Consider the following 22,787-nt stretch of genomic DNA (forward strand, 5'->3'; position numbering starts at 1 on the left):
ACTACCGGGTTTCACGCGCATCTTGCGCCTGGGGCAAGGTAAAGCCGGAGACCGAGCGCCGCAGTTGGCTGGCCATCTTCGCCAGGTTGCCAATGCTCTCGGCGGTCGCGGTCGAACCGGAGGATGTCTGGGTGGTGATCTGCTGGATCACGTTCATGGTCAGCGAAATCTGGCCCGCCGACGAAGTCTGCTGCTGGGCCGCGTTGAAGATGCTCTGGATCAGCGCGGCGAGGGTCTTCGATACGCCTTCGATCTCTTCCAGCGCCACCCCGGCATCCTGCGCCAGGCGTGCGCCGCGCACCACCTCGGTGGTGGTCTGCTCCATGGAAATCACGGCTTCGTTGGTGTCGGTCTGGATCGCCCGCACCAGGGTCTCGATCTGCCGGGTTGCGGCGGACGAACGCTCCGCCAGGCGCTGGACCTCGTCGGCGACCACGGCAAAACCGCGGCCGGCATCACCGGCCATGGAGGCCTGGATCGCCGCGTTGAGTGCCAGGATGTTGGTCTGCTCGGCAATGTCGTCGATCAGGCTGACGATATCGCCGATCTCCTGGGAAGATTCGCCCAGGCGCTTGATCCGCTTGGCGGTGTCCTGGATCTGCTCGCGAATGTTGTCCATGCCGTGGATGGTGTTGTGCACCACCTCGTTGCCCTTGTTGGCGATTTCCACCGAACGCTCCGCCACCGCCGAGGACTCGGCGGCGTTGGCCGACACCTGGTCGATGGACTGCGCCATGTCGCTGATCGCCGCGGAGGCCTCGCTGATCTGCTGGGCCTGATGCTCCGAGGCTTCGGCCAACTGCATCGCGGTGGCCTGGGTTTCCTGTACGGCAGCGGCAACCTTGCCGGCCGTGAGATTGATGGTGGCGACCAGGTCGCGCAACTGGTCTACCGAATAGTTGATCGAGTCGGCAATGGTCCCGGTGAAGTCCTCGGTCACCGAGGCGGTCACGGTCAGGTCACCGTCGGCCAGGTCCTCGATCTCATCGAGCAGGCGCATGATCGCGTGCTGGTTGCGCTCGTTCTTTTCCGCGGTTTCATGCAGCTGGCGATTGGTCTCGCGGACCATCACCAGGCCGATCAGGATGATCGAGGCCAGCGCCAGCAAGCCCAGGACATAACCGCCGATGGTGTCCAGGGAGCGTCCGCCCGCCAGGTTTTCGAAACCGTTGGCCAGGTGCGAGGCTTCGTCCAGCAGGGTTTGCGACAGGCTGAAGATGCTGCTGGCGGACTCACGGACCTGGAACAGCTCCGGCGAGGTCTCGAGGATTTCATCGACGGAGCCGGAAACGAATTCGAAGAGTTCGGCGATCTCCCCGAGACGGGCCCGGGCATCCTTGTCCTCGACCTGGGAGATTTTCAGCGCCGCATTGCCCTGCAGCATGCCGTTGAGGACCTGGCCGAAGCGCGCCGCATCGCGGCCGAAGGCGTCGGCAGCCTGGGACGAGGTTTCATCGCCGGCCAGCACGGTATTCACCGCACCGAGAATTCGTTCGGCGAGCAGCGACTGGCGCTGGGCCATGACCACCTGGGCTGCCGGCGCACCGCGCTGCAGCAGGATCTCCACGACCTTCTCGTATTCGACCTGAAGTTGCGGCACGGTTTCGGCCAGGGTCGCCGCCACCTGGTGCAGGGACAGTACCGTCTGTTCGCTGGCGAGAATCGTGTCGGTGTTTTTCAGCAGGCTTTCCCAGTCCTGCTGCACCGCATGCATTTCCGTGCGCACGGTCGGCGGCGCGGCGGGCAGGCCGGTGGCCGGGTCGCCCTTCTTCAGGTAGCCCCAGCGCTGGGCGAAATCGTTGCGTGCATCGCTGAGCAGCTTGAACGCCGCAGCCTTGCCCGAGGCCGCCTCGGTGGCGTTCTTGGCGATACGCTGGGACAACACGCGCAGTTCGCCAGCGTGGCTGATGTACTGCTTGTCGTAGGTGGCCTGGGTGTTCAGGTAGGCGAAGTTGGCGAACAACAGCATGATGAACACGATCAGCGCGATGAACAGCACGATGATCTGCGAACGACTGCGCGAAGCCTGTTCGGGGTTGCCGGTCTTGCCTTTGATCATCTCAGGCCCCTGCCTGTACTGCCGTGGAAGCGGGCCCCGCGCAAGCCGGACACATGATTAGACTGCAACATCGAGGAACCCCGGTGCCTGCGCCAGGCTGAACGGGCTGAACACCCACCAGTTGCGCTCACGTTCGAAACAGCCCTGCACGAAGGGCGCGACCACCAACTCCGGGCGCTCGACCGAATGCATCTGCCGGCTGCCCTGGGGAAAGTGCTGCATGCCCGCCACCTCATCCACCAGCAGGCCGGCGAACACGTCCTTGTATTCCAGCACCAGCACCCGGCGCTGCTTGCGCACGACCGACAGCTCATGACCGAAGAACCCGCACAGGTCCATGAGCGGCAGCAGCCGGCCACGCAGGTTGGCCACGCCCTTGACCCAGGGCTTCACCCCCGGCAACAGGGTGTAGCGTGGCTCATGCAGCACTTCGGCGACTTCGCCCATGGGCGCCACGTACCACTGCTCGCCCAAGCGGAAACCGATGCCGCTCCAGGTGTCCTGGCGGGTTTCCTGGGACGGCAGGTCCGCCGCCAGCGCCCGACAGCGCTGGTCGATCTCCAGCAGGAGGGCAAAGGCAGTCTGCGATTCGGCCATGGGCGCCTGTCGTCAACCGGCCAGGACGTTGTTCAGGGTCTTGAGCAGGGTTTCCTCTTCGACCGGCTTGGTCAGGTAGTCCCGGGCGCCCTGGCGCGTGCCCCAGACCTTGTCGGTTTCCTGGTCCTTGGTGGTGATGATGATCACCGGGATCGCCGCGGTCTCCGGGTCCTTGGTCAGTTGCCGGGTCGCCTGGAAACCGTTGAGGCCGGGCATGACGATGTCCATCAGCACCGCATCGGGCTTTTCCTGGCGGGCCAGGGCCACGCCGTCGGCGCCGTTCTCGGCCTTGAGGACTTCATGACCGTGCTTTTCCAGCATGCCGGTCAGTTTGTACATTTCAGTCGGCGAATCATCGACGATCAGGATGCGTGCCATGGTGCTCCCCATTTCTTATAAAGCAGGCGGCCCGGCGGCCCCCCGTCAAAGTGCTTGTTCTACTGCCGTGAACCCCGGGACATGCGCCTTGATCGCGTCCAGCAACTCGTCGCGGCTGAACGGCTTGGTCAAGAATTGATCAGAACCGACGATGCGCCCCTTGGCCTTGTCGAACAGGCTGTCCTTGGAGGACAGCATGATCACCGGCGTCGACTTGAACGCGCTGTTGTTCTTGATCAGCGCGCAGGTCTGGTAGCCGTCCAGGCGCGGCATCATGATGTCGACGAAGATGATGCCCGGATGATGATCGGCGATCTTGGCCAGGGCTTCGAAGCCGTCGACAGCGGTAATGACCTCGCAGCCGACATGCTTGAGCAGCGTCTCGGCGGTACGACGAATCGTCTTGGAGTCATCGATGACCATGACTTTCAAGGCTGTGGAATGCTGTTCCATATCTGCTCTACCATCGCCACAGCGACGCGTTTTCCAGGGATGCCCGGTTTCCGGGCGCGAAACCCTTGATGTGGAAGGATTTCGTACAGGATGCGAACCTTTTTAGCACAGTCTCCCCACGCAATCCATGCACGGCCCCTACCCCACCTTTTCCTTGACCGCAAACATCCGCAGCGCCACTCTGACGCCACTTTCCAAGTCATTACGGCCATCACGGCCTACAGAGGATATAGCCCATGAGCGTTCGTCTCGGCATTGTCATGGACCCTATCGCGAGCATTTCCTACAAGAAGGACAGCTCGCTGGCCATGCTGCTGGCCGCCCAGGAACGCGGCTGGACGCTGTTCTACATGGAGCAGCAGGATCTTTACCAGGATGCCGGCGTGGCCCGGGCGCGGATGAAACCGCTGAAGGTGTTCGCCAACCCCGAGCACTGGTTCGAGCTGGAAGCGGAGACCGATGCGGCCCTGAGCGACCTGGACGTGATCCTGATGCGCAAGGACCCGCCGTTCGACATGGAGTTCGTCTACTCCACCTACCTGTTGGAGCAGGCCGAACGGGCCGGCGTGCTGGTGGTGAACAAGCCGCAGAGCCTGCGCGACTGCAACGAGAAGCTGTTCGCCACGCAGTTCCCGCAGTGCACGCCACCGACCGTGGTCAGCCGCCGCGCCGACGTGCTGCGTGAATTCGCCGCCAAGCACGGCGATGTGATCCTCAAGCCGCTGGACGGCATGGGCGGCACCTCGATCTTCCGGCACCGGGTCGGCGACCCGAACCTGTCGGTGATCCTCGAGACCCTGACCGCCCTGGGCAGCCAGCAGATCATGGCCCAGGCCTACCTGCCGGCGATCAAGGACGGCGACAAGCGCATCCTGATGGTCGATGGCGAACCGGTCCCCTACTGCCTGGCGCGGATTCCGGCCAGCGGCGAAACCCGCGGCAACCTGGCCGCCGGCGGGCGCGGCGAAGCCCGACCACTGACCGAGCGCGACCGCTGGATCGCCGCCCAGGTCGGACCGACCTTGCGTGAAAAGGGCCTGCTGTTCGTAGGTCTGGATGTCATCGGCGAGCACCTGACGGAAATCAACGTCACCAGCCCGACCTGCATCCGCGAGATCGACAACGCCTTCGGCACCCACATCGGCGGCCTGCTGATGGATGCCATTGAGCAGAAGCTCAAGAGCCGTTGATGTAGAACAGCCGAGATGGAACCAACATTGCGCTATGATGCACCGCCTCCGAAACGCGTGATGTTGGTTTTCTGGTCATGACTCTCCCCGCCGATCTGCCTCCCGAACTCTACCGCACCGGCGTGCGCCCGGCCGACAGGCTCGGCTTTACCCTGTTTCTCGCCGCGCTGATCCACCTGGCCCTGCTGCTCGGCGTCGGGTTCAGCTTCGTCGAGCCCAAGCAGGTCAGCAGAACCCTGGAAATCACCCTGGCCACCTTCAAGAGCGAGACCAAGCCGGCCAAGGCCGACTTCCTCGCCCAGGAAAACCAGCAGGGCAGCGGCACCCAGGATAAAAAGGCGATCCCGACCACCACCGAAGTCGCGCCGTTCCAGGACAACACCGTGAACAAGGTCGCCACGCCACCGCCGGCCAAGCCGCAGGTCACCGAAGCGACGCCCAAGGCTGCGGTCGCCACCGTCGCGCCGAAACCGAAGAAGACCGTCACCCGCCACGAAGAGCCCAAGCCCGAAGCCCCGCCGCCAACCGAGGCACCGAGTTTCGACAGCGAACAGTTGTCCAGCGACATCGCCAGCCTGGAAGCGGAACTGGCCAAGGAACGCCAGCTGTACGCCAAGAGGCCACGTATCCACCGCCTGAGCGCGGCCTCGACCATGCGCGACAAGGGCGCCTGGTACAAGGACGAATGGCGCAAGAAGGTCGAGCGGATCGGCAACCTCAACTACCCCGAGGAAGCCCGTCGCCAGCAGATCTACGGCAGCCTGCGACTGATGGTGTCGATCAACCGCGACGGCTCGCTGTACGAGGTGCTGGTGCTCGAATCGTCCGGCCAGCCACTGCTGGACCAGGCCGCGCAGCGCATCGTCCGGCTGGCGGCGCCGTTCGCACCGTTTACCGGCGACCTGTCGGACATCGACCGACTGGAAATCATCCGCACCTGGCGTTTCGCCCGGGGGGACCGCCTGTCCAGTAATTGAGCGCCATCCGGCTTGTCAGTTCGCCCGCCCAACGCCACACTAGGTTCATGAAAAACCTCAGCCCGACGTACCTCAAGCATCACTTCCTGATCGCCATGCCGCATATGGCCGACCCGAACTTTGCGCAAACGGTGACCTACATCGTCGAGCACAGCGCAAACGGTGCCATGGGACTGGTCATCAACCGCCCGCAATCGCTGAACCTGGCCGATATCCTCGAGCAACTGCGCCCTGATATCGACCCGCCAGGGTTGTGCCAGCATGTGCCGATCTACTCGGGAGGCCCGGTCCAGACCGATCGCGGCTTCGTCCTGCACCCGATCGGCAAGACCTACCAGGCCACTGTCGAGCTCGAGGGCCTGGCGCTGTCGACCTCCCAGGACGTGCTGTTCGCCATCGCCGATGGCGTCGGCCCGGAACGCAGCCTGATTGCCCTCGGCTACGCGGGCTGGGAAGCCGGGCAACTGGAGGCCGAGCTGGCCGACAATGCCTGGCTGACCTGCCCGTTCTCCCCGGAAATCCTCTTCAACACCGACAGCGACGACCGCCTGGCCGCCGCCGCCGCGCACCTGGGCATCAACCTCAGCCTGCTGACCAGCCAGGCGGGCCACGCCTGATGGCCAACATCCGTCTGCTGCTGGGTTTCGACTACGGCACCCGGCAGATCGGCGTTGCCGTCGGCCAGATGGTCACCGGCCAGGCCCGCGAGCTGTGCACCCTCAAGGCACAGAATGGCGTGCCCGACTGGAACCAGGTCGAAGCGCTGATCAAGGAGTGGAAACCCGACGCGGTGGTGGTCGGCCTGCCCCTGAACATGGATGGCACGCCCAGCGAGATGTGCGCCCGCGCGGAGAAGTTCGCCCGCCGACTCAATGGCCGCTACAACGTGCCGTTCTTTACCCAGGACGAGCGCCTGACCACCTTCGAGGCCAAGGGCGAGCGCATGGCCAAGGGCGGGCAGAAAGGCAGCTACCGCGACAATCCGGTGGACGCCATCGCCGCCAAGCTGCTGCTGCAAAGCTGGATCGAAGAAAACCCCGTATCCCCCGAATCCTGACGGCGCCGCGCGTCGTACCGTCTCAGTCCTCGCCACGCTTGCCGGGCGGGGCCCTTGAAGGAGCAATCATGAGCCTGCCCAATCCCGCCGAACTGATCGACCAGATGGCCGCCCGCCTCAAGGCCCATCTGCAGCAGCGAGCCATCGACACCCCGCGCTACATCGGTATCCGCACCGGTGGCGTGTGGGTTGCGCAGGCACTGCTCAAGGCCCTGGGCAGCGATTCGCCACTGGGCACGCTGGACGTGTCCTTCTATCGCGACGACTTCAGCCAGAACGGCTTGCACCCGCAGGTGCGTCCTTCGGAGCTGCCTTTCGAGATCGAAGGCCAGCACCTGGTACTGATCGACGACGTACTGATGAGCGGCCGGACCATCCGCGCCGCCCTCAATGAGCTGTTCGACTATGGCCGCCCGGCCAGCGTGACCCTGGTCTGCCTGCTGGACCTGGAGGCCGCCGAGCTGCCGATCCGGCCGAATGTGGTGGGCGCAACCCTGTCCCTGGCCCCCACGGAACGGGTAAAATTGTCCGGCCCCGCGCCGCTCCAGCTTGAACTTCAAGATCTGGCCCTTCAAGCACCTTAAAAAGAGTCCTCTGCGATGACGCCTTCAGACGCCAAGCGCCCCCTGCAGCTCAATGATCAGGGCCAGCTGCGCCACTTCCTGTCGCTCGACGGTCTGCCCCGCGAGCTGCTGACGGAAATCCTCGATACCGCCGACTCATTCCTCGAAGTCGGCGCCCGGGCAGTGAAGAAAGTCCCGTTGCTGCGCGGCAAGACCGTGTGCAACGTGTTCTTCGAGAACTCCACCCGCACCCGCACCACCTTCGAACTGGCGGCCCAGCGGCTGTCGGCCGACGTGATCACGCTGAACGTGTCGACCTCGTCCGCGAGCAAGGGCGAAACCCTGCTCGACACCCTGCGCAACCTGGAAGCCATGGCCGCCGACATGTTCGTGGTGCGCCACTCCGACTCCGGTGCCGCACACTTCATCGCCGAACACGTCTGCCCGCAGGTGGCGATCATCAACGGCGGTGACGGCCGCCACGCCCACCCGACCCAGGGCATGCTCGACATGCTGACCATCCGCCGACACAAGGGCGGTTTCGAAAACCTCTCGGTGGCGATCGTCGGCGACATCCTGCACTCGCGCGTCGCCCGCTCGAACATGCTGGCGCTCAAGACCCTGGGCTGCCCGGATATCCGCGTGATCGCGCCGAAGACCCTGCTGCCGATCGGTATCGAGCAGTACGGCGTGAAGGTCTACACCGACATGGCCGAAGGCCTGAAGGATGTCGACGTGGTGATCATGCTGCGCCTGCAACGTGAACGCATGACTGGCGGCCTGCTGCCCAGCGAGGGCGAGTTCTACCGCCTGTTCGGCCTGACTACCGCACGCCTGGCCGGTGCCAAGCCGGATGCCATCGTCATGCACCCGGGCCCGATCAACCGCGGCGTGGAAATCGAATCGGCGGTGGCCGACGGTCCGCGCTCGGTCATCCTCAACCAGGTTACCTACGGCATTGCCGTACGCATGGCCGTATTGTCCATGGCCATGAGCGGGCAGACAGCCCAGCGTCAATTCGAGCAGGAGAACGCCCAGTGAAGCTCAGCATTATTGGCGCCCGCGTCATCGACCCGAGCAGCGGCCTGGACCAGGTCAGCGACCTGCACCTGGAGGCCGGCCGGATCGTCGCCATCGGTGCCGCCCCGGCCGGTTTCGAGCCGAGCGAAACCCTCGATGCCAAGGGTCTGGTCGCCGCCCCAGGGCTGGTCGACCTGAACGTCGCCCTGCGCGAGCCGGGCTACAGCCGCAAGGGCAGCATCGCCAGCGAAACCCGTGCCGCCGCCGCCGGCGGTGTCACCAGCCTGTGCTGCCCACCCCGGACCAAGCCGGTACTGGATACCTCGGCAGTCGCCGAGCTGATCCTCGACCGCGCCCGTGAGGCCGGCAATACCAAGGTGTTCCCGATCGGCGCCCTGAGCAAGGGTCTGGAAGGCGAACAACTGGCGGAACTGGTGGCCCTGCGCGATGCCGGCTGCGTGGCGTTCGGCAACGGCCTGGACAGCTTCCGCAACAGCCGCACCCTGTGCCGGGCGCTGGAGTACGCGGCCACGTTCGACCTGACGGTGGTGTTCCACTCCCAGGACCACGACCTGGCCGAAGGTGGCCTGGCCCACGAAGGGGCAACCGCGAGCTTCCTCGGCTTGCCGGGGATTCCGGAAACCGCCGAGACCGTGGCCCTGGCCCGTGACCTGCTGCTGGTCGAGCAGACCGGCGTACGTGCGCACTTCAGCCAGCTGACCAGCGCCCGCGGCGCCGCCCTGATCGCCCAGGCCCAGGCCAAGGGCCTGCGGGTTACCGCCGATGTCGCGCTGTACCAGCTGATCCTGACCGACGAGGCGCTGATCGACTTCTCCAGCCTGTACCACGTGCAACCGCCGCTGCGTACCCGCGCCGACCGCGATGGCCTGCGCGAAGCGGTGAAGTCCGGAGTGATCAGTGCCATCTCCAGCCACCACCAACCACACGAGCGTGATGCCAAGCTGGCCCCGTTCGGTGCGACCGAACCCGGCATCAGCAGCGTCGAGCTGCTGCTGCCCCTGGCGCTGACCCTGGTGGAAGATGGTCTGCTCGACCTGCCGACCCTGCTCGCTCGCCTGGGCGCTGGCCCCGCCGATGCCCTGCGGCTGCCGGCTGGCAAGCTGGCGGTAGGGGGCGCGGCGGACCTGGTGCTGTTCGATCCGGGCACCTCCACCGTGGCCGGTGAACAGTGGTTGTCGCGTGGCGAGAACTGTCCGTTCATCGGCCATGCGCTGCCGGGTACGGTGCGCTACACGCTGATGGATGGGCGGATCACCCACCAGGCGTAAACCTGTGGCGAGCGGGCTTGCCCGCGCTGGGGAGCGCAGCGCCCCCGAAACCTGGCACCGCGTGGTAGCTGATCTAATGCAGTGACGGGTTTTGGGGCTGCCATGCAGCCCCGCGCGGACAAGCCCGCTCACCACCCGGCAATCCGCTCACCCAGTCAGGCCCCGGCCCGACAAACCGGGCCGACTCAGCACAATCGATACCATGCCCGGCATCAACCCCGCCCGCTGTTCCTCAGCGAAATCTGGTCATTCAGCGTCCAGAAGTCATACAACACCCCCAGCCCCAGCAGCCCGCCGCTCACCAAATACAGCACGCCGGTGATCCACTTGCCCTGGTACATGCGGTGCACGCCGAAGAATCCAAGGAAGGTCAGCAGCAGCCACGCGGAGGTGTAGTCCAGTGGCCCGTAGGTAAAACGCAGGTCGGCTTCGCGATCCATTCCCGGAATCAGGAACAGGTCGATCAGCCAACCGATACCCAGCAATCCGAACGTGCAGAACCAGATCGTCCCGGTCACCGGCTTGCCGTAATAGAAGCGGTGGGAACCGGTGAAACCGAAAATCCACAACAAGTAGCCGATGACGACGTTATGGGTATTGGCAGGACTGCCATCATGCCGATAGCTGTTCATGAATGCCCTCTCCGAGCTCGATAGATAAATTTTTCATCATTTTTTGTGACTTTTTTACTGTCTCAAAACATGTAACAGAGTCTTGCCAGAAATCGCTGGAAGCCTTGTGGTACCTGAGCTGCGCGTGACCCATGGGTCGTTTTTCGCCGTCCCAGAGCGCTTTTACCCCCTGTATAGAGTCGACAAACGGACTCGGAAAGACCCGAAAGCTGTTATAAAGTTGCGCGCTAACCAACCTGAGCCTTGCCTAATGCGACCATTTTTCAAGACATGGCTGACTCTTTGCCTTTTGATGCCATTGGCCGCCCACGCCACCAATCGTGAGCAACGTCTTCCCAACATCGACGGTCACACTGCAAAGTCACCTGCAGCCGTCGCCAAACTTTCCGAGATCAGCGTTCCAGGCAGCAAACATCCTGGCAAGCACACCAGCCCGGGTAAAGTGAAACACGCTGAACTCACTGCCACCGTCGCCGGTGCGCCGAACAGCAAGCAGAGCAGCGCGGCCCTGAGCCGTGCGGTGAATGTGCTGGGGACGCCCTATCGCTGGGGTGGGAGCAGCCCGAGCAAGGGCTTCGACTGCAGCGGCCTGGTCAAGTACGCCTATAGCGGTGTCGCTGCCAGCGACCTGCCACGTACCTCCAACGCCATGGCTTCCGGCCACGGCCAGAAGGTCGATCGCAAGGACCTGAAGCCGGGAGACCTGCTGTTCTTCAACATCAAGAGCCGCAAGGTCAACCACGTCGCCATCTACCTGGGCAACGACCGCTTCATCCATGCGCCACGTCGCGGCAAGTCCGTGACCATCGACACGCTGAAGAAACCCTACTGGGCCAGCCACTACGCCGTCGCCAAGCGGGTGATCGCCAAGGAACAGACCGGCCACCTGCGCGTCGTCCAGCGCTAACACGCCTTGCACGGCCTGCTGTGCCGAGCGGGCTAGCCCGCGCTCGGCAGCAAGGCAGCCGCAAAGCCGGCTGATCCGGCCTACCTGGCAAATCAGGGTTGCCTGGCTTTGGGGGTGCCTTGCACCCCAGCGCGGCGGTGCGGCGTTCCGACAAGCCAGCTCGCCACAGGTATTTCGCCCGCTGCCGACTCACCGCGGATTCAGGCTCAGGTCCGCCGCTTCGCCCCCAGCCCCCTTGTCCAGCTTGATCATCAGCCGCAGGTCATTGGCCGAATCCGCGTGCGCCAGCGCATCGCGATAGCTGATCACACCCTCCCTATACAACGCATACAAACCCTGGTCGAGGGTCTGCATGCCCTGCTCGGTCGAACGCTTCATCAGCGGCTTGAGCCCCTTGATGTCACCCTTGCGAATCAGATCGGCCATCAGTGGCGTGTTCAGCAACACCTCCACCACCGGCCGACGCCCCGTGCCGTCCTGCAGCGGGATGAGTTGCTGGGCGACCACCGCGCGCAGGTTGAGCGAGAGTTCCATCCAGGCCTGCGGATGACGGTCCACCGGGAAGAAATTGATGATCCGCTCCAACGCCTGGTCGGCATTCGGTGCGTGCAGGGTGGCCAGGCACAGGTGGCCGGTTTCGGCGAAAGCCAGGGCATGATCCATGGTTTCGCGGCTGCGCACCTCGCCGATCACGATCAGGTCCGGGGCTTGGCGCAGGGTGTTTTTCAGCGCCACTTCATAGGAGTCGGTGTCGATCCCCACTTCCCGCTGGGTGATGATGCAGCCCTGGTGTTCGTGGATGAATTCGATCGGGTCCTCGATCGTGACGATGTGCCCGCTGCCGTGCTGGTTGCGATGGCCGATCATCGCCGCCAGGGAGGTCGACTTGCCGGCCCCGGTGGCACCGACGAACATCACCAGCCCACGCTTGAGCAGCGCCAGTTGCTCGATGATCGGTGGCAGCTTCAGGTCGGCCAACTGCGGGATGCGCGTCTCGATGCGCCGCAGCACCATGCCCGGCTGGTTGCGTTGGTAGAAGGCACTGACCCGGAAGCGGCCGATGTCCCTGGGCTGGATGGCGAAGTTGCATTCGTGCAGATGGCCGAAGTCCAGCCGCTGGCGCTCGTTCATCAGGCTGTAGACCGCATCCCGGGTCTGTTCCAGGGTCAGCGCATTGTGGGTCACCGGCAGGATCTGGCCATTGACCTTCAACGAAGGCGGCAGGCCAGGGGTGATGAACAAATCGGAGCCGCCCTTTTCCACCATCAGGCGCAGCAGCTTCTCGAACTCCATGAGTCTCTCCGCTTCAGCTCAGGCATAACCTGTGTGACAGCGTAGGTCATCTAGAAGTTGTCAGGAATCTTCGCCTTCTCACGGGCGCTGTCGCGGGCGATCAGTCCCTTGGCCAGCAGGTCCTTGAGGCACATGTCCAGCGTCTGCATGCCCAGCGAGCCGCCGGTCTGGATCGACGAGTACATCTGCGCGACCTTGTCCTCGCGGATCAGGTTGCGGATCGCCGGGGTGCCCAGCATGATTTCGTGGGCCGCTACCCGCCCGCCGCCGACCTTCTTCAGCAGGCTCTGGGAAATCACCGCCTGCAGCGACTCGGAGAGCATCGAGCGGACCATGGATTTTTCTTCCGCCGGGAACACGTCGACCACCCGGTCGATGGTCTTCGCCGCCGAGGTGGTGTGCAGGGTGCCGAACACCAGGTGCCCGGTCTCGGCAGCGGTCAACGCCAGGCGAATGGTTTCCAGGTCGCGCATCTCGCCCACCAGGATCACGTCCGGGTCCTCGCGCAGGGCCGAACGCAGGGCGGCGGAGAAGCTCTGGGTGTCGCGGTGCACCTCGCGCTGGTTGACCAGGCACTTCTTCGACTCGTGAACGAACTCGATCGGGTCCTCGATGGTGAGGATGTGATGGTGCTTGTTGTTGTTCAGGTGGTCGATCATCGCCGCCAGGGTGGTCGACTTGCCCGAGCCGGTCGGCCCGGTCACCAGCACCAGGCCACGGGGTACCTCGGTGATCTTGCGGAACACCTCGCCCATGCCCAGCTCGTCCATGGTCAGGACCTTCGACGGAATGGTCCGGAACACCGCGCCCGCACCGCGATTCTGGTTGAACGCGTTGACCCGGAAGCGCGCCACTCCCGGCACCTCGAAGGAGAAGTCGGTTTCCAGGAACTCCTCGTAATCCTTGCGCTGGCGGTCATTCATGATGTCGTAGATCAGGTCATGGACCTGCTTGTGGTCCAGCGCCGGCAGGTTGATCCGGCGCACATCGCCATCGACCCGGATCATCGGCGGCAATCCGGCCGAGAGGTGCAAGTCCGAAGCGCCCTGCTTGGCGCTGAAGGCCAACAGCTCGGTGATATCCATGAGGCTCCCCAATACAGGTAGAATGCCGCAGACCTTTGAACTGCGGGCGAGATTGAATGACCACGATAGCAGACAACATTGCCTCCGTTGCAGCCCGGATCCACGCCGCCGCCCAGGCCGCTGGCCGCGATGCCGCCAGTGTCCACCTGCTCGCCGTGAGCAAGACCAAGCCCGCCGAGGCTATTCGCGAGGCGCATGCCGCCGGCATCAGGGATTTCGGCGAAAACTACCTGCAGGAAGCCCTCGGCAAGCAGGTCGAATTGACCGACCTGCCCTTGTGTTGGCACTTCATCGGCCCCATTCAGTCGAACAAGACTCGAGCCATCGCCGAGCATTTCGACTGGGTGCATTCCGTGGATCGCCTGAAAATCGCACAACGCCTATCCGAACAACGCCCAGCCGGCCTGCCGCCGCTGAACATCTGCATCCAGGTCAACGTCAGCGGCGAGGCCAGCAAGTCCGGCTGTACCCCGGCCGACCTGCCGGCCCTGGCCACCGCCATCGGCGCGCTGCCGAATCTGGTGCTGCGCGGCCTGATGGCAATCCCCGAACCCACCGAAGAGCGTGCCGCACAAGACGCCGCGTTCGCCAGCGTGCGAACCCTGCAAGACAGCCTCGACCTGCCGCTCGACACACTTTCCATGGGCATGAGCCACGACCTCGAGTCAGCCATTGCCCAAGGCGCCACCTGGGTGCGGATCGGTACCGCCCTGTTTGGCGCCCGCGACTACGGCCAGGCCTGAAAGGGCCCCACACTCTCATTCTAAGGACCCGTCATGAGCAAGAACCGAATCACCTTCATCGGCGCCGGCAACATGGCCGCCAGCCTGATCGGCGGCCTGCGCGCCGAGGGCCTGGATGCCGCCCTGATTCGCGCCAGCGACCCGGGCGCCGAGACCCGTGCGCGGGTGGCGGCCGAACACGCTATCGAAGTGTTCGCCGATAACGCCGAGGCCGTCCAGGGCGCGGACGTGGTGGTGCTGGCAGTCAAGCCACAGGCCATGAAGGCCGTGTGCGAAGCCCTGCGCCCCAGCCTCAAGCCCAACCAGCTGGTGGTATCGATCGCCGCCGGCATCACCTGTGCCAGCCTGAACAACTGGCTCGGCGAGCAGCCGGTGGTGCGCTGCATGCCCAACACCCCGTCGCTGCTGCGCAAGGGCGTCAGCGGCCTGTACGCCACCAGCCAGGTCTCCGCCGAACAGCGCCAGCAGGCCCAGACCCTGCTGTCGGCCGTCGGCTCGGCCCTGTGGCTGGATGAGGAACAGCAACTGGACGCGGTCACCGCGGTTTCCGGCAGTGGCCCGGCGTACTTCTTCCTGCTGATCGAAGCGATGACCGCCGCCGGTGAGAAACTCGGCCTGCCTCGCGACGTCGCCATCCAACTGAGCCAGCAGACCGCCCTCGGCGCCGCCCACATGGCGGTCGCCAGCGACGTGGACGCCGCCGAACTGCGCCGTCGGGTCACCTCCCCGGCCGGCACCACGGAAGCGGCAATCAAGACGTTCCAGGCCGGTGGTTTCGAAGCCCTGGTAGAAAAGGCGCTCGGCGCCGCCGCCCAGCGTTCGGCCGAAATGGCCGAACAACTCGGTCAGTAACTCGCGAGGGAATACTTGATGTTTGCACTCAATAGCGCTGCCATCTTCGTCATCCAGACCCTGGGCAGCCTGTATCTGCTGGTGGTTCTGTTGCGCTTCATCCTGCAACTGGTGCGGGCCAACTTCTACAACCCGCTCTGCCAGTTCACCGTCAAGGCCACCCAGCCGCTGCTCAAGCCGATGCGCCGGGTGATCCCCAGCCTGTTCGGCCTGGACATGTCCTCGCTGGTGCTGGCGATCATCGTGCAGATGCTGTTGATGGCGGTGATCCTGCTGCTCAGCTACGGCGTGACCGGCAACATCGCCTACCTGCTGATCTGGTCGATCATCGGCGTCACCTCGCTGTTCCTCAAGGTGTTCTTCTTCGCCATGATCATCAGCGTGATCCTCTCCTGGGTCGCCCCGGGTAGCCACAGCCCGGCGGCCGAGCTGGTATACCAGATCAGCGAGCCGGTGCTGGCGCCATTCCGCAAGATCGTGCCGAACCTGGGCGGCCTGGATATCTCGCCAATCCTGGCGTTCCTGGTGATCCAGCTGCTGCAAAGCTACGTGATCCCGCCGCTGGCGGTGATGAGCGGCATGCCTGAAGTGCTGTTCCGCCTGATCTGATGAGGTAATTGTGGCGAGCGGGCTTGTCGGGGCGCCGCATCGCCGCGCTGGGTCGCGAAGCGATCCTAAAATCAGCGAACTCATTCTACCAGGCAGACCGAGACGACTGGTTTACGACTGCTTCGCAGCCGAACGCGGCGGTGCGGCGCCCCGACAAGCCCGCTCGCCACAGGACCGCTCCCCCCAAATGGGCTCGCCACGCAGGCCTTTGCTTGCCGCTGATCCCCCCGCTCATTAGACTTACGCCTCATTCAAGCGTGAGCAGGGTCGATGTCCACTGTCTTTCCCCACGATTCCGTCGGGCTGGTCGTGCCGCAAACGGCACACTTCAGCGAGCCCCTGGCCTTGGCCTGTGGTCGTTCCCTGCCAGCCTACGACCTGATCTACGAAACCTACGGCAGCCTCAACGCCACCGCGAGCAACGCGGTGCTGATCTGCCATGCCCTGTCCGGCCACCACCACGCGGCGGGCTACCACAGCCCCGACGACCGCAAGCCCGGCTGGTGGGACAGCTGCATAGGCCCCGGCAAGCCGATCGACACCAACAAGTTCTTCGTGGTCAGCCTGAACAACCTCGGCGGCTGCAACGGCTCCACCGGCCCGAGCAGCATCAACCCGGAGACCGGCAAGCCCTTCGGCGCCGACTTCCCGGTGCTGACCGTCGAGGATTGGGTACACAGCCAGGCCCGCCTCGCCGATCGCATGGGCATCAGCCAGTGGGCGGCGGTGGTCGGCGGCAGCCTCGGCGGCATGCAGGCCATGCAGTGGACCATCACCTACCCGGACCGCGTGCGCCATTGCGTGGCGATCGCCTCGGCACCCAAGCTGTCGGCGCAGAACATCGCCTTCAACGAAGTGGCGCGCCAGGCGATCCTCACCGACCCCGAATTCCATGGCGGCTCGTTCCAGGAACACGGCGTGATCCCCAAGCGCGGGCTGATGCTGGCACGGATGGTCGGGCACATCACCTACCTGTCCGATGACTCGATGGGTGAGAAATTCGGCCGCGGGCTCAAGAGCGACAAGCTCAACTACGACTTCCACAGCGTCGAGTTCCAGGTCGAAAGCTACCTGCGCTACCAGGGCGAGGAGTTCTCCGGGCGCTTCGATGCCAACACCTACCTGGTGATGACCAAGGCGCTGGACTACTTCGACCCGGCGGCGCACTACGACAACGACCTGGCCAAGACCTTCGCCGGCGCCAAGGCCAGTTTCTGCGTGATGTCCTTCACCACCGACTGGCGCTTCTCGCCAGCCCGCTCGCGGGAAGTGGTCGATGCGCTGATGGCTGCGCGCAAGGACGTCTGCTACCTGGAAATCGACGCACCACAGGGCCACGATGCCTTCCTGATCCCGATCCCGCGTTACCTGCAGGCGTTCGGCAACTACATGAACCGGATTACCCTGTGAGGACGCCATGAGAGCCGACCTGGAAATCATCCAAGACTGGATCCCCGCCGGCAGCCGCGTGCTCGACCTCGGCTGCGGTGATGGCGAACTGCTGAGCTGGCTGCGCGACAACAAGCAGGTCACCGGCTACGGCCTGGAAAACGACGCCGACAACATCGCCGCCTGCGTGGCCAAGGGCATCAACGTCATCGAGCAGGACCTGGACAAGGGCCTGGGCAACTTCGCCAGCAACAGCTTCGATATCGTGGTCATGACCCAGGCCCTGCAGGCCGTGCACTACCCGGACAAGATCCTCGACGAAATGCTCCGGGTCGGCCGCCAGTGCATCATCACCTTCCCCAACTTCGGTCACTGGCGCTGCCGCTGGTACCTGGCGAGCAAGGGTCGCATGCCGGTCTCGGAGTTCCTGCCGTACACCTGGTACAACACGCCGAACATCCACTTCTGCACCTTCGAGGACTTCGAGGAACTGTGCCGCGAACGCCAGGCCAAGGTCATCGATCGGCTTGCCGTGGATCAACAGCACCGCCACGGGTGGGCCAGTAAGCTATGGCCTAATCTGTTGGGAGAGATCGGCATCTACCGCGTCAGCAGCCCCGGCCTGCAGGATCACAAGATCGCGGTATGAATCACCTGAGCTAAAGGAGGATGATCATGGGACGTCTGGCGGTTTTCCTGTTGAGTGCCTGCCTGGGAATGTCGGCGATGGCCGCCGACGCCATCAAGGGCGAGCGCCAGGAAGTGTTCGGTGATATCACCGTGCACTACAACACGTTCAATTCCACCTACCTGCAACCGGACATCGCCAAGGCGAACGAGCTGGTGCGCAGCAAGAACCAGGGCGTGATCAACGTCGCGGTGCTCAAGGCCGGCAAACCGGTGGTGGCCCAGGTCAGCGGCGCCGTCAAGGACCTGACCAACAAGAGCCTGCCACTGGCCTTCAAACAGATCACCGAGCAGGGCGCGGTGTACTACATCGCCCAGTTCCCGGTGCCCCAGCAGGAGAACCGGACCTTCGAGATCGCGGTCACCAGCGGCGGGCAAACCAATACCTTCAGCTTCAACCAAGAGCTTTTTCCAGGCGAATGATGAATTTCACCCAGTTGGTACTGGCCAGCCATAACGCTGGCAAACTCAAGGAACTGCAGGCGATGCTCGGCGAGTCGGTGCAATTGCGCTCGATCGGCGAATTCAGCAGCGTCGAGCCGGAGGAAACCGGCCTGTCGTTCGTCGAGAACGCCATCCTCAAGGCCCGCAACGCCGCCCGCCTCTCCGGCCTGCCGGCGCTGGCCGACGACTCTGGCCTGGCGGTGGACTTCCTCGGCGGCGCACCGGGTATCTACTCGGCCCGCTACGCCGACGGCAAGGGCGACGCGGCGAACAACGCCAAGCTGCTCGAAGCCCTCAGGGACGTGCCCGAGGCCGAGCGCGGCGCGCAGTTCGTCTGCGTGCTGGCCCTGGTCCGCCACGCCGACGACCCGCTGCCGATCCTCTGCGAAGGCCTCTGGCATGGCCGTATCCTCACCGCTGCCAGCGGCGAGCACGGCTTCGGCTACGACCCGCTGTTCTGGGTACCGGAGCGCGACTGTTCCAGTGCCGAACTGAGCCCCGTGGAAAAGAACCAGCTCAGCCATCGCGCCCGCGCCATGGTCCTGCTGCGACAACGCCTGGGCCTGAAATGACCCGGACCTCCCCTGCGCTGCCGCTGATCCACGGTGGCGCGCAACCTCCTCGGGCGGCCCTGCCGCAGTTGCCGCCCCTGGCGCTGTACATCCATATCCCCTGGTGCGTGCGCAAGTGCCCTTATTGCGACTTCAACTCCCATGCCGCCAGCCCCGTGCTGCCGGAGGAAGAGTATGTCGACGCGTTGCTGGCCGACCTCGAGCAGGACCTGCCGGCCGCCTACGGCCGCCAACTGAGCTCGATTTTCTTCGGTGGTGGCACGCCCAGCCTGTTCAGCCCCCAGGCACTGGGGCGACTGCTCAAGGGCGTCGAGGCACGCATTCCGTTCGCCGACGACATCGAGATCACCCTGGAGGCCAACCCCGGGACCTTCGAACAGGAGAAGTTCACCGCCTACCGGCAGTTGGGCATCAATCGCCTGTCGATCGGTATCCAGAGCTTCCAGGAAGACAAGCTCAAGGCCCTCGGTCGCATCCACACCGGCGGTGAAGCCGTGCGGGCGGCAGACATGGCGCGCCAGGCCGGCTTCGACAACTTCAACCTGGACCTGATGCACGGCCTGCCCGACCAGTCCCTGGAGGACGCCCTCGACGACCTGCGCCAGGCCATCGCGTTGAAACCGACGCACCTGTCCTGGTATCAGCTGACCCTGGAACCGAACACGGTGTTCTGGAACCAGCCACCGACGCTGCCGGAAGACGACACCCTGTGGGACATCCAGGAGGCCGGCCAGGCGCTGCTGGCCGAGCACGGCTACGCCCAATACGAAGTATCGGCCTATGCCCAACCCGGGCGGACGGCGCGGCACAACCTGAACTACTGGAGCTTCGGCGATTTCATCGGTATCGGTGCCGGTGCCCACGGCAAGCTCAGCCACCCGGACGGGCGCATCGTGCGCACCTGGAAAACCCGCCTGCCCAAGGACTACCTGAACCCGGCCAAGCAGTTCCAGGCCGGGGAAAAGGCACTGGAAAACGACGAACTGCCATTCGAGTTCCTGATGAACGCCCTGCGACTGACCGAGGGCGTCGACGCGGTCTTGTTCGCGCAACGCACCGGGCTGGGTCTCGACAGTTTGAACGAAGGACGGGCCGCCGCAGAACAAAGTGGCCTGTTGCAGGTCGAACCGACACGCCTGGTGGCGACCGCGCGCGGACAGCTGTTTCTCAATGACCTGCTGCAACACTTTTTGACCTAAGGAACCCCCATGGACCTGATACTCGGCCTGCTTGCCACGGTATCGCGCTGGAGTCGCAGCAACCTCTCGGAAATTTCCCTGGCGCTGGTGGGATGCCTGCTGGTGTTGTTCGGTGCGGATCTCAAGGCCTGGGTCGACCAGCGCCTGGGCAGCATCGCCGGCGCCCTGCGCGTGCCGCTGATGGCTCTGCTGTGCATGATCGGCAGCGGCCTGGCATTGATCTACGCCACGCCCTGGGTGGTGCGGGGGTTGAGCCAGTTCAACAACTACAGCCTGGCGCCCGTGCTGCTGGTGGTGTTGATCCTGATCGGGGTGGTAGCGGATCGGCGCTGACCAAGTACGACTTGATCGTTCCCACGCTCCGCGTGGGAATGCAACCCGTGACGCTGCGCGTCACAAGAACGGACGCCGAGCGTCCAGAGAGGCGTTCCCACGCGGAGCGTAGGAACGATCAGTCTCTGTAGGCGTTGCGTTACGCCAGCTTCTCGAACTTCAGGTCCCACACGCCATGCCCAAGGCGTTCACCACGGCGCTCGAACTTGGTGATCGGCCGCTCGGCCGGGCGTGGCACGCATTTGCCGTCTTCAGCCAGGTTGCGATAACCCGGCGCGACATTCATCACTTCCAGCATGTACTCGGCATACGGTTCCCAGTCGGTAGCCATGTGCAGGACGCCGCCGACCTTCAGCTTGCTGCGCACCAGCTCGGCGAAGGACGCCTGGACGATACGGCGCTTGTGATGCCGGCTCTTGTGCCACGGATCGGGGAAGAACAGCATCAGCCGGTCCAGGCTGTTGTCCGCCACGCAGCGGTTCAGCACTTCGATCGCATCGCAGTCATAGACGCGGAGGTTCTTCAGGCCCTGGGTCAGCACGCCATTGAGCAGCGCACCGACACCCGGACGGTGCACTTCGACACCGATGAAGTCCTGCTCCGGTGCCGCAGCAGCCATTTCCAGCAGGGAGTGGCCCATGCCGAAACCGATTTCCAGCGAACGCGGCGCGGAACGACCGAACACCTGGTCGTAATCCACGGGTGCATCAGCCAAAGGCAGGATGAACAGCGGCCCACCCTGCTCCAGGCCTTTCTGCTGGCCTTCGGTCATGCGCCCGGCGCGCATCACGAAACTCTTGATGCGGCGGTGTTGGCGCTCTTCGCCTTCTTCCGTGTGGAGAGGCGTTTCGTTCGATTCAGTCATCAAAGGCTCTTACTTGATCAGACCATCCAGCGGCGAGGATGCGCTGGCATAGAGTTTTTTCGGCATGCGCCCGGCGAGATAGGCCAGGCGCCCGGCGACGATGGCGTGCTTCATCGCCTCGGCCATCAGGATCGGCTGCTGGGCATGGGCAATGGCCGAGTTCATCAGCACGGCCTCGCAGCCCAGTTCCATGGCGATGGTGGCGTCGGAAGCGGTGCCCACGCCGGCATCGACCAGCACCGGGATCTTCGCTTCCTCAAGGATGATCTGCAGGTTGTATGGGTTGCAGATGCCGAGACCGGTACCGATCAGGCCGGCCAGCGGCATCACCGCGATACAGCCGATTTCCGCCAACTGGCGGGCGATGATCGGATCATCACTGGTGTAGACCATCACGTCGAAACCTTCCTTGACCAGCACTTCGGCGGCCTTGAGGGTCTCGATCACGTTGGGGAACAGGGTCTTCTGGTCGGCCAGCACTTCCAGCTTCACCAGGTTGTGTCCGTCCAGCAGCTCACGGGCCAGGCGGCAGGTGCGCACGGCCTCGATCGCGTCGTAGCAACCGGCGGTGTTCGGCAGGATGGTGTAGCGATCCGGCGGCAGCACGTCCAGCAGGTTCGGCTCGCCCGGGTTCTGGCCCAGGTTGGTGCGGCGCACCGCGACGGTGACGATCTCGGCACCCGAGGCCTCGATGGCCAGGCGGGTTTCTTCCATGTCACGGTACTTGCCGGTACCGACCAGCAGGCGGGATTGGTAGGTACGGCCGGCCAGCACGAAAGGCTTGTCGCTGCGAACAGTGCTCATGCACACATCCTCTTGAAAGGTTCAGGGCTTGCAGGGGTGGATCAGGGCGCGGGACCGCTGGCGGGACTAGCCACCGCCGATGGCGTGTACCACTTCGACCTGATCACCTTCACGCAGGGCGGTTTCGGCGTGCTGACTGCGCGGGACGATATCCAGGTTCAGTTCAACCGCCACCCGCCGCCCGACCATGTCGAGCCGGGCCAGCAACGCCGCGACGGTTTCGCCGTCGGGCAGTTCATAGGATTCGCCGTTCAATTGAATGCGCATGCGCCGGGCTGCCATCATTTTTTAGGGGCCAATATTCTAGCCCGATCAGTCCGGGCGACCCAAGCCATTCGTCTTGAAGCGGACCATGCGGTCAGCTCAGGCGCCAGGCGGCAAGGCCCAGGCAGAACCAGCCGACAAGAAAGGCCAGGCCGCCGAACGGGGTGATGATGCCCAGCTTGCTCACACCGCTGAGGGTCAGCAGGTACAGGCTGCCGGAGAACAGCAGGATACCGATGGTGAACGCCGAACCGGCCCAGGTCACCAGGCGCCCGGGGACATGGGCGGCCAGCAACGCCACACCGAACAGGGCCAGGGCATGCACCAGCTGGTAGGTGACACCGGTATGGAAGATCGCCAGGTAGTCGGCGCTCAGGCGGTTTTTCAGGCCATGGGCGGCGAAGGCGCCCAGGCCGACACCGGTGAAACCGAAAATCGCGGCGAGCAGCAGGAAAACACGCAGCATGACGAACTCCATTCAGGGGACACAGGGTCTGTATAATGGCCCGCTCCTACGCCCCGGCCA

28 protein-coding genes are annotated in these 22,787 nt (G+C 64.3%); 17 read left to right on the forward strand and 11 right to left on the reverse strand.

Annotation, left to right across the window (positions count from 1 at the left end):
- Position 1: 1 nt before the first annotated feature.
- From HU752_RS30640 to pilG, 4 genes are read right to left on the reverse strand one after another with little or no spacing between them, the layout of a single operon-like run.
- Positions 2 to 2,059 carry a methyl-accepting chemotaxis protein gene (locus HU752_RS30640; RefSeq protein ID WP_186686678.1) on the reverse strand — a complete coding sequence of 686 codons (2,058 nt, stop codon included), beginning with the start codon at positions 2,057 to 2,059 and terminating at the stop codon, positions 2 to 4.
- Positions 2,060 to 2,116: 57 nt separating this feature from the next.
- Positions 2,117 to 2,656 (reverse strand): chemotaxis protein CheW, encoded by a 540-nt coding sequence (locus HU752_RS30645; protein WP_186686676.1) that lies wholly within the window; start codon positions 2,654 to 2,656, stop codon positions 2,117 to 2,119.
- Positions 2,657 to 2,668: 12 nt separating this feature from the next.
- A complete protein-coding gene (gene pilH, locus HU752_RS30650; protein ID WP_186686675.1) occupies positions 2,669 to 3,034 on the reverse strand; it encodes a twitching motility response regulator PilH in 366 nt (121 codons plus the stop codon).
- A gap of 45 nt (positions 3,035 to 3,079) precedes the next feature.
- Complete coding sequence (gene pilG / locus HU752_RS30655) at positions 3,080 to 3,487, reverse strand: twitching motility response regulator PilG (protein ID WP_186686672.1); 408 nt, start codon at positions 3,485 to 3,487, stop codon at positions 3,080 to 3,082.
- 236 nt (positions 3,488 to 3,723) lie between these two features.
- On the opposite strand from pilG, the gene gshB reads away from it, so the two are divergent.
- The 7 genes from gshB (at position 3,724) to HU752_RS30690 (ending at position 9,583) form a co-directional block, all read left to right on the forward strand.
- Positions 3,724 to 4,677 carry a glutathione synthase gene (gene gshB, locus HU752_RS30660; protein WP_186686667.1) on the forward strand — a complete coding sequence of 318 codons (954 nt, stop codon included), beginning with the start codon at positions 3,724 to 3,726 and terminating at the stop codon, positions 4,675 to 4,677.
- A gap of 77 nt (positions 4,678 to 4,754) precedes the next feature.
- Positions 4,755 to 5,654: an energy transducer TonB gene (locus HU752_RS30665; RefSeq protein WP_186686665.1), complete on the forward strand. Its 900-nt coding sequence runs from the start codon at positions 4,755 to 4,757 to the stop codon at positions 5,652 to 5,654.
- Between the two features lie 47 nt (positions 5,655 to 5,701).
- Positions 5,702 to 6,271: a YqgE/AlgH family protein gene (locus HU752_RS30670; protein ID WP_186686663.1), complete on the forward strand. Its 570-nt coding sequence runs from the start codon at positions 5,702 to 5,704 to the stop codon at positions 6,269 to 6,271.
- The gene (gene ruvX / locus HU752_RS30675; protein ID WP_186686661.1) at positions 6,271 to 6,711 is read left to right on the forward strand and encodes a Holliday junction resolvase RuvX; all 441 of its coding nucleotides are present in this window, start codon (positions 6,271 to 6,273) and stop codon (positions 6,709 to 6,711) included. The genes HU752_RS30670 and ruvX overlap by 1 nt, the downstream gene beginning before the upstream one ends.
- Positions 6,712 to 6,779: 68 nt before the next feature.
- Positions 6,780 to 7,295, forward strand: coding sequence for a bifunctional pyr operon transcriptional regulator/uracil phosphoribosyltransferase PyrR (gene pyrR / locus HU752_RS30680; RefSeq protein ID WP_186686658.1), 516 nt, complete (start codon positions 6,780 to 6,782; stop codon positions 7,293 to 7,295).
- A 15-nt stretch (positions 7,296 to 7,310) separates the two neighbouring features.
- A complete protein-coding gene (locus HU752_RS30685) occupies positions 7,311 to 8,315 on the forward strand; it encodes an aspartate carbamoyltransferase catalytic subunit (RefSeq protein WP_186686655.1) in 1,005 nt (334 codons plus the stop codon).
- Positions 8,312 to 9,583 (forward strand): dihydroorotase, encoded by a 1,272-nt coding sequence (locus HU752_RS30690; protein ID WP_186686652.1) that lies wholly within the window; start codon positions 8,312 to 8,314, stop codon positions 9,581 to 9,583. The genes HU752_RS30685 and HU752_RS30690 overlap by 4 nt, the downstream gene beginning before the upstream one ends.
- Positions 9,584 to 9,795: 212 nt before the next feature.
- Here the strand turns inward: HU752_RS30690 and HU752_RS30695 are convergent, their stop codons facing one another.
- Entirely contained in the window at positions 9,796 to 10,215 is a 420-nt protein-coding gene (locus HU752_RS30695) for a TM2 domain-containing protein (protein ID WP_186686649.1), read from the reverse strand.
- A gap of 250 nt (positions 10,216 to 10,465) precedes the next feature.
- Between HU752_RS30695 and HU752_RS30700 the strand changes: the two genes are divergently transcribed.
- Complete coding sequence (locus tag HU752_RS30700) at positions 10,466 to 11,122, forward strand: C40 family peptidase (protein WP_186686646.1); 657 nt, start codon at positions 10,466 to 10,468, stop codon at positions 11,120 to 11,122.
- A 189-nt stretch (positions 11,123 to 11,311) separates the two neighbouring features.
- On the opposite strand, the gene HU752_RS30705 is transcribed toward HU752_RS30700, so the two are convergent.
- Positions 11,312 to 12,415, reverse strand: coding sequence for a PilT/PilU family type 4a pilus ATPase (locus tag HU752_RS30705; protein WP_186686644.1), 1,104 nt, complete (start codon positions 12,413 to 12,415; stop codon positions 11,312 to 11,314).
- A gap of 50 nt (positions 12,416 to 12,465) precedes the next feature.
- Complete coding sequence (locus HU752_RS30710) at positions 12,466 to 13,500, reverse strand: type IV pilus twitching motility protein PilT (RefSeq protein ID WP_186686642.1); 1,035 nt, start codon at positions 13,498 to 13,500, stop codon at positions 12,466 to 12,468.
- A 56-nt stretch (positions 13,501 to 13,556) separates the two neighbouring features.
- On the opposite strand from HU752_RS30710, the gene HU752_RS30715 reads away from it, so the two are divergent.
- The 9 genes from HU752_RS30715 to HU752_RS30755 all read left to right on the forward strand — a co-directional run bounded on the left by HU752_RS30715 (position 13,557) and on the right by HU752_RS30755 (position 20,328).
- The gene (locus HU752_RS30715; protein WP_186686640.1) at positions 13,557 to 14,243 is read left to right on the forward strand and encodes a YggS family pyridoxal phosphate-dependent enzyme; all 687 of its coding nucleotides are present in this window, start codon (positions 13,557 to 13,559) and stop codon (positions 14,241 to 14,243) included.
- Between the two features lie 33 nt (positions 14,244 to 14,276).
- A complete protein-coding gene (proC, locus tag HU752_RS30720) occupies positions 14,277 to 15,095 on the forward strand; it encodes a pyrroline-5-carboxylate reductase (protein WP_186686638.1) in 819 nt (272 codons plus the stop codon).
- Positions 15,096 to 15,113: 18 nt separating this feature from the next.
- Complete coding sequence (locus HU752_RS30725) at positions 15,114 to 15,704, forward strand: YggT family protein (RefSeq protein WP_186686636.1); 591 nt, start codon at positions 15,114 to 15,116, stop codon at positions 15,702 to 15,704.
- Between the two features lie 270 nt (positions 15,705 to 15,974).
- Positions 15,975 to 17,114: a homoserine O-succinyltransferase MetX gene (gene metX, locus HU752_RS30730; RefSeq protein ID WP_186686634.1), complete on the forward strand. Its 1,140-nt coding sequence runs from the start codon at positions 15,975 to 15,977 to the stop codon at positions 17,112 to 17,114.
- Positions 17,115 to 17,121: 7 nt separating this feature from the next.
- Positions 17,122 to 17,742, forward strand: a complete 621-nt coding sequence (gene metW, locus HU752_RS30735; RefSeq protein ID WP_186686631.1) for a methionine biosynthesis protein MetW — start codon at positions 17,122 to 17,124, stop codon at positions 17,740 to 17,742.
- 26 nt (positions 17,743 to 17,768) lie between these two features.
- Positions 17,769 to 18,203, forward strand: coding sequence for a DUF4426 domain-containing protein (locus tag HU752_RS30740; RefSeq protein ID WP_186686628.1), 435 nt, complete (start codon positions 17,769 to 17,771; stop codon positions 18,201 to 18,203).
- Positions 18,200 to 18,796: an RdgB/HAM1 family non-canonical purine NTP pyrophosphatase gene (rdgB, locus tag HU752_RS30745; RefSeq protein WP_186686625.1), complete on the forward strand. Its 597-nt coding sequence runs from the start codon at positions 18,200 to 18,202 to the stop codon at positions 18,794 to 18,796. The genes HU752_RS30740 and rdgB overlap by 4 nt, the downstream gene beginning before the upstream one ends.
- Positions 18,793 to 19,995: a radical SAM family heme chaperone HemW gene (hemW, locus tag HU752_RS30750; RefSeq protein WP_225920084.1), complete on the forward strand. Its 1,203-nt coding sequence runs from the start codon at positions 18,793 to 18,795 to the stop codon at positions 19,993 to 19,995. The genes rdgB and hemW overlap by 4 nt, the downstream gene beginning before the upstream one ends.
- A gap of 9 nt (positions 19,996 to 20,004) precedes the next feature.
- Positions 20,005 to 20,328, forward strand: coding sequence for a DUF3392 domain-containing protein (locus HU752_RS30755; protein WP_010444939.1), 324 nt, complete (start codon positions 20,005 to 20,007; stop codon positions 20,326 to 20,328).
- Positions 20,329 to 20,467: 139 nt separating this feature from the next.
- Here HU752_RS30755 and trmB read toward each other — a convergent pair whose 3' ends face one another.
- From trmB to HU752_RS30775, 4 genes are all read right to left on the reverse strand, one after another.
- Positions 20,468 to 21,193, reverse strand: a complete 726-nt coding sequence (gene trmB / locus HU752_RS30760) for a tRNA (guanosine(46)-N7)-methyltransferase TrmB (RefSeq protein WP_186686610.1) — start codon at positions 21,191 to 21,193, stop codon at positions 20,468 to 20,470.
- A gap of 9 nt (positions 21,194 to 21,202) precedes the next feature.
- Positions 21,203 to 21,997, reverse strand: coding sequence for a thiazole synthase (locus HU752_RS30765; protein WP_017903470.1), 795 nt, complete (start codon positions 21,995 to 21,997; stop codon positions 21,203 to 21,205).
- A 66-nt stretch (positions 21,998 to 22,063) separates the two neighbouring features.
- A complete protein-coding gene (gene thiS / locus HU752_RS30770; RefSeq protein ID WP_186686607.1) occupies positions 22,064 to 22,264 on the reverse strand; it encodes a sulfur carrier protein ThiS in 201 nt (66 codons plus the stop codon).
- 91 nt (positions 22,265 to 22,355) lie between these two features.
- On the reverse strand, positions 22,356 to 22,727 hold the full coding sequence (locus HU752_RS30775) for a DUF423 domain-containing protein (RefSeq protein WP_186686604.1): 372 nt from the start codon (positions 22,725 to 22,727) through the stop codon (positions 22,356 to 22,358).
- Positions 22,728 to 22,787: the final 60 nt, after the last annotated feature.

Origin of the sequence: Pseudomonas vanderleydeniana (assembly GCF_014268755.2) — a bacterium.
In the GTDB taxonomy this organism is placed as follows: Bacteria; Pseudomonadota; Gammaproteobacteria; order Pseudomonadales; family Pseudomonadaceae; genus Aquipseudomonas; species Aquipseudomonas vanderleydeniana.

What these genes read in the sequence shown, in the direction of transcription:
- HU752_RS30640 (WP_186686678.1), bottom strand. Translation starts at nt 2,059, where the DNA reads ATGATCAAAGGCAAGACCGGCAACCCCGAACAGGCTTCGCGCAGTCGT.
- HU752_RS30645 (WP_186686676.1), bottom strand. Translation starts at nt 2,656, where the DNA reads ATGGCCGAATCGCAGACTGCCTTTGCCCTCCTGCTGGAGATCGACCAG.
- pilH (WP_186686675.1), bottom strand. Translation starts at nt 3,034, where the DNA reads ATGGCACGCATCCTGATCGTCGATGATTCGCCGACTGAAATGTACAAA.
- pilG (WP_186686672.1), bottom strand. Translation starts at nt 3,487, where the DNA reads ATGGAACAGCATTCCACAGCCTTGAAAGTCATGGTCATCGATGACTCC.
- gshB (WP_186686667.1), top strand. Translation starts at nt 3,724, where the DNA reads ATGAGCGTTCGTCTCGGCATTGTCATGGACCCTATCGCGAGCATTTCC.
- HU752_RS30665 (WP_186686665.1), top strand. Translation starts at nt 4,755, where the DNA reads ATGACTCTCCCCGCCGATCTGCCTCCCGAACTCTACCGCACCGGCGTG.
- HU752_RS30670 (WP_186686663.1), top strand. Translation starts at nt 5,702, where the DNA reads ATGAAAAACCTCAGCCCGACGTACCTCAAGCATCACTTCCTGATCGCC.
- ruvX (WP_186686661.1), top strand. Translation starts at nt 6,271, where the DNA reads ATGGCCAACATCCGTCTGCTGCTGGGTTTCGACTACGGCACCCGGCAG.
- pyrR (WP_186686658.1), top strand. Translation starts at nt 6,780, where the DNA reads ATGAGCCTGCCCAATCCCGCCGAACTGATCGACCAGATGGCCGCCCGC.
- HU752_RS30685 (WP_186686655.1), top strand. Translation starts at nt 7,311, where the DNA reads ATGACGCCTTCAGACGCCAAGCGCCCCCTGCAGCTCAATGATCAGGGC.
- HU752_RS30695 (WP_186686649.1), bottom strand. Translation starts at nt 10,215, where the DNA reads ATGAACAGCTATCGGCATGATGGCAGTCCTGCCAATACCCATAACGTC.
- HU752_RS30700 (WP_186686646.1), top strand. Translation starts at nt 10,466, where the DNA reads ATGCGACCATTTTTCAAGACATGGCTGACTCTTTGCCTTTTGATGCCA.
- HU752_RS30705 (WP_186686644.1), bottom strand. Translation starts at nt 12,415, where the DNA reads ATGGAGTTCGAGAAGCTGCTGCGCCTGATGGTGGAAAAGGGCGGCTCC.
- HU752_RS30710 (WP_186686642.1), bottom strand. Translation starts at nt 13,500, where the DNA reads ATGGATATCACCGAGCTGTTGGCCTTCAGCGCCAAGCAGGGCGCTTCG.
- HU752_RS30715 (WP_186686640.1), top strand. Translation starts at nt 13,557, where the DNA reads ATGACCACGATAGCAGACAACATTGCCTCCGTTGCAGCCCGGATCCAC.
- proC (WP_186686638.1), top strand. Translation starts at nt 14,277, where the DNA reads ATGAGCAAGAACCGAATCACCTTCATCGGCGCCGGCAACATGGCCGCC.
- HU752_RS30725 (WP_186686636.1), top strand. Translation starts at nt 15,114, where the DNA reads ATGTTTGCACTCAATAGCGCTGCCATCTTCGTCATCCAGACCCTGGGC.
- metX (WP_186686634.1), top strand. Translation starts at nt 15,975, where the DNA reads ATGTCCACTGTCTTTCCCCACGATTCCGTCGGGCTGGTCGTGCCGCAA.
- metW (WP_186686631.1), top strand. Translation starts at nt 17,122, where the DNA reads ATGAGAGCCGACCTGGAAATCATCCAAGACTGGATCCCCGCCGGCAGC.
- HU752_RS30740 (WP_186686628.1), top strand. Translation starts at nt 17,769, where the DNA reads ATGGGACGTCTGGCGGTTTTCCTGTTGAGTGCCTGCCTGGGAATGTCG.
- rdgB (WP_186686625.1), top strand. Translation starts at nt 18,200, where the DNA reads ATGATGAATTTCACCCAGTTGGTACTGGCCAGCCATAACGCTGGCAAA.
- hemW (WP_225920084.1), top strand. Translation starts at nt 18,793, where the DNA reads ATGACCCGGACCTCCCCTGCGCTGCCGCTGATCCACGGTGGCGCGCAA.
- HU752_RS30755 (WP_010444939.1), top strand. Translation starts at nt 20,005, where the DNA reads ATGGACCTGATACTCGGCCTGCTTGCCACGGTATCGCGCTGGAGTCGC.
- trmB (WP_186686610.1), bottom strand. Translation starts at nt 21,193, where the DNA reads ATGACTGAATCGAACGAAACGCCTCTCCACACGGAAGAAGGCGAAGAG.
- HU752_RS30765 (WP_017903470.1), bottom strand. Translation starts at nt 21,997, where the DNA reads ATGAGCACTGTTCGCAGCGACAAGCCTTTCGTGCTGGCCGGCCGTACC.
- thiS (WP_186686607.1), bottom strand. Translation starts at nt 22,264, where the DNA reads ATGCGCATTCAATTGAACGGCGAATCCTATGAACTGCCCGACGGCGAA.
- HU752_RS30775 (WP_186686604.1), bottom strand. Translation starts at nt 22,727, where the DNA reads ATGCTGCGTGTTTTCCTGCTGCTCGCCGCGATTTTCGGTTTCACCGGT.